Source organism: Limnohabitans sp. MORI2, assembly GCF_027925025.1.
In the GTDB taxonomy this organism is placed as follows: domain Bacteria; phylum Pseudomonadota; class Gammaproteobacteria; order Burkholderiales; family Burkholderiaceae_C; genus Limnohabitans.
Genome location: NZ_AP027058.1, coordinates 1,304,878 through 1,308,532, shown reverse-complemented (window position 1 = coordinate 1,308,532; position 3,655 = coordinate 1,304,878). Strand labels below are relative to the sequence as shown.

Annotated in this window: 1 protein-coding gene (cut by a window edge); it reads right to left on the bottom strand. The window is 60.4% G+C overall.

The annotated features are described in order from the left end of the window. Positions 1–92: 92 nt before the first annotated feature. Positions 93–3,655, bottom strand: the 3' portion of a protein-coding gene (locus tag QMG27_RS06340) for a YDG domain-containing protein (RefSeq protein ID WP_281814472.1). 26,539 nt of this gene lie beyond the right edge of the window; 3,563 of the gene's 30,102 nt are visible here — the last part of the coding sequence; the start codon falls outside the window, past its right edge — the gene reads right to left on this strand; its stop codon occupies positions 93–95.

Here is a 3,655-nt window from a genome sequence, read left to right as displayed (position 1 = left end):
GGGGCGTGTTTCTACAAAGCGCGGCATCACGCAACCGATTCGGTACGACGGTGTGTTTCTGAAGAAGCGACCCAAAAGCGTGAACATTGGCATTACTTTGTGGGCGGTTTTTCTTGAATCAGCACCACTGACTCGGTGTTACCGACAGAGACCTTCAACTGCAGTGGGAAGGCGCCTGCTGGCACCTCGTTGGCCGTGAAGGTTTTGTTGGTGGCGTCGTAGCGCAGCCAATTGGGCAGCGGTTTGCCGTCCATCTGCACAATCTTCACAGGCGCATCGGCTGCATGGCCCGCCACAGCATGGGGGTCGAGCTCAAAGCTAAAGCTCTTGCCAGGAGCCGCCGCTTCGGGCGCGACTTGCACCTGAATCACGCCCGTTTGCGAGGCACTTGGCGAACGATTCACCACTACAGACACAGCGCTGCTGCCTGAGCTACCGCTGATCTGCAGCGATGTATTGGCCATCTCACCCCCGACTCGTGCTGCAGAGGCGGCGGTTACCACCGTGGTTTCAGCACGCACAATCAGCGCCCCCGAGCTCACGGCGTTGAGCAGTTGTGGGTGGTTGATCATGACGATGCCGCCCTTAAATAAAAGCGCGCCCAGCCACAAGTTCTTGGGGTCAAACAGGTCAATCTTGGCGCTGCCAGCATCAAAGTCCACATCTTTGCCAGCTTTCAGAGGGCCCGACTGAATGATGTCAAAACCGCCGCTGTTGGCTTTGAGCTTGCCCGTGTAGACCGACGCGGTGCCCAAGTCCAGCTTGCCGTGGCTTTGCAAATCAGTGGTCGCCCCCACGTTCACCACGCCCATGCTCAACGCGCCGTTGGTGGTGAGCTTCAACGCTTGAGGTGTATCGACCGACACACGCCCCCCAAAACCGTTGGCCGTGTCGGTGAGCGTGATGCTGCCTGCAGGCACAGCCAAGTTGCTGGTCCCCGTCACCACCAAAGGGCCGGTTTGGGTGATGTCACCCGCCGCGACAGTGGCCGCCAAATTGCCTGTCACCGTGCTGGTCCCCAAGGTGAGCGCAGTGTTGGTGTTGAGGGTGGCGTTCACTGCGCTCACTGTGACGGTTTGCGTCAAGGTGTTGGCTTGGTTCAGCGTCACGTCGCCGTGGGTGGCTGTCAAGGTGCTGGTGCCTGCCACGTTCAGCGGTGCGTTTTGCGTGATGTTGCCCGTGGCCGCCGTCACCTGTGCGTTACCCGTGATGGTGCTGGGGCCCAAGATCAAATTGTTGCTGCCCACCAGCTGCACATCATTCGCTTGCAAGCTGATGGCCGCACCAAACTGGTTGGGAATATTGGGCAGCGTCACATTGCCGGTACCCGCATTGATATTGGTCGTACCCGTCACATGCAGCGCGGCATTGGGGGTGCTGTTGGTGGCAGGCTGTTGCACCACGTTGCCGCCACCGGTTTGCACGTTCAAGCTACCACCCACATTGGCTGAGCCCAAGTCCACTTGGCGGCCCTGAGTGGTTGCTGTCAAATCGCCTGTCACCGTGGCTTGGCCGAACGACACCGTGCCTTGGGTGCTACTCATATTCAAGCTGCCAGTGATATTGGCGCCGCCCAAACTCATATTGCCCAAGCTCTCCAACGTCAGGTCACCGCCGGTGATGAAGGCTGTACCCAAATCAATCGAACCACTGGGTGCGCGTAGCACCATGGGGCCGGTGTTGTTCACGCTGCCCAATTGCAAATTGCCGCTGGTGGCCACGGAGGTCGAAGTGCCTTGCAACGCCAAGGTGCTACCAAAACTGTTCAAGGCGTTCAGTAAGGTGATGCTGCCAGTTCCAGCGGTGATCGCCGTGCTGCCCGTCACCACCAACTGCCCAGTTTGTGCCACGCTGCCGCCACCGGTTTGCACCGCTAAGCTGCCCGACACTGTGGCTGCACCCAGCGACACAGGGCCACCCACACCGTTGGCGTCACGCGTGTCTACATTCACGCTGCCCGAGGTGGAGATGCTGCTGGTGGTCAGTGCTGCACCTTGTGTGGCAAAGCTCACCGCACCTGCGCTTTGCAGCGGGGCCACGTTCAGCAGCACGGTGGTTTTCACTGACACATCGCGCCATGAACCATCGTTCGCCGCATCGAGCTTGAGCAAGCCTGCAAAACGGTTGTCTGTGTTGGTTAACGCCGCATCTTGCAAAGTGCCCGTGTCAGCGGTGAAGGTGCTGGTGCCGCCCACCCACACATGGGTGTTGGCTTGTTGCGTCACACCTGTGGCTTGGGTGGTGATGTGCAGGTTGCCACTAATGTCGATGTCGGCCAACACCAATGCGGTGCCGGTTTTCGCATTCAAGTCGAAGGACGACACGCCATCGGTGATGCTCACAAAGTGCAAGGTGTCAGCACTGGATGTCAGCGTGGTGCCACGGCTGAGGCTCATCGCATCGTTGTAGGTTTGTGCGCCCGAGGTGCTCACCGTGCCGGCGTTCATCACCACGGACCCAAGGGCATCAGTGGTCAAGCTGCTCAGAGATGTGCCTGCGCCCACTGCGCCGTTGAAGCGTGTCACACCTGCGGTGTTGACAGCCAAGCTGTATGCCCCGTCTAGTGTGTTGCCAAAGCTGATGTCGCCTGAGCCTGTGCTGCTCAAGGAGGTGTGAGCCCCCAACACCACGGCTTCGCCATAGCTTTGTGCGCCCGTGGTCGTCACGCTGCCGCCGCTCAAGCGCACGTTGCCAGCGGTAGAGGCATCGGTGGTCAAGCTCGTCAACGCATGTGTGGCACCCACCGTGTCGAGGAAGGTGGTGTCACCACGGGTGTTCACGGTCAGGGCATAGGTGCCATCCACAGCACCCGCAAAACTCACGCCGCCCACGCCTGCGGTGAGCACCGTGTCACGCATCAAGGTGGTGGCCGCGCTGTAGCTCTGCGCGCCAGAGGTGCTGATGGTGCCAGCGTTCAACACCGCGGCGCCCACCACGCTCAGATCCCCCGCGCCCACCACCGCGTCGTTGAATGTCACCACACTGGCGGTGAAAGTGGTGCTGCGTTGCAAGCTCACGATGTCGTGGAAGGTCTGAGCGCCTGTGGTGTGCAGGGTGGCCGCGTCAATCAACACCATGCCATTCGCATTGGTGGTCAAGCTGGTCAACGGTGTGCCCGCCCCCACGTCACCGCCAAAACTGGTGGTGCCCGTGGTGTTAACGGTCAAACCGTAGCCACCATCCACGGTGCTCACAAATCTCACCAGAGCAGCATTGGCATCCAATACCATGTTTTTCAGCAAGGTCACGGCGCCGTTATAGGTTTGGGCGGCCTGTGTGGTCACGGTGGCGCCGTTGAGGGTGGAGGCCCCCACGACGCTCAAGCTACCTGTGCCTGTCACTGCATCGTCAAAGCGAATGGCTGTGCCTGTGAGGGTGGTGTTGCCATTCATGGTCACAGGCTCGGCATAGCTTTGTGCGCCTGTGGTGCTGACGCGGGCGCCTTGAATCAGCACAGTGCCGCCAGTGTTGGTCGTGAGGCTAGTCAATGCCGCACCATCACCCACAGCCGCGGCCAAGGTGGTGGTGCCTGTGCTGTTGAGCGCCAAGCTGTAAGCCCCGTCTACCGTGCCGCCTAACGTGATGAGGCCACTGCCTGCGTTGACGGTGGTGTTGCCCGTCAACGTCACAGGTGCCGCACCCAGCACGATGGCGG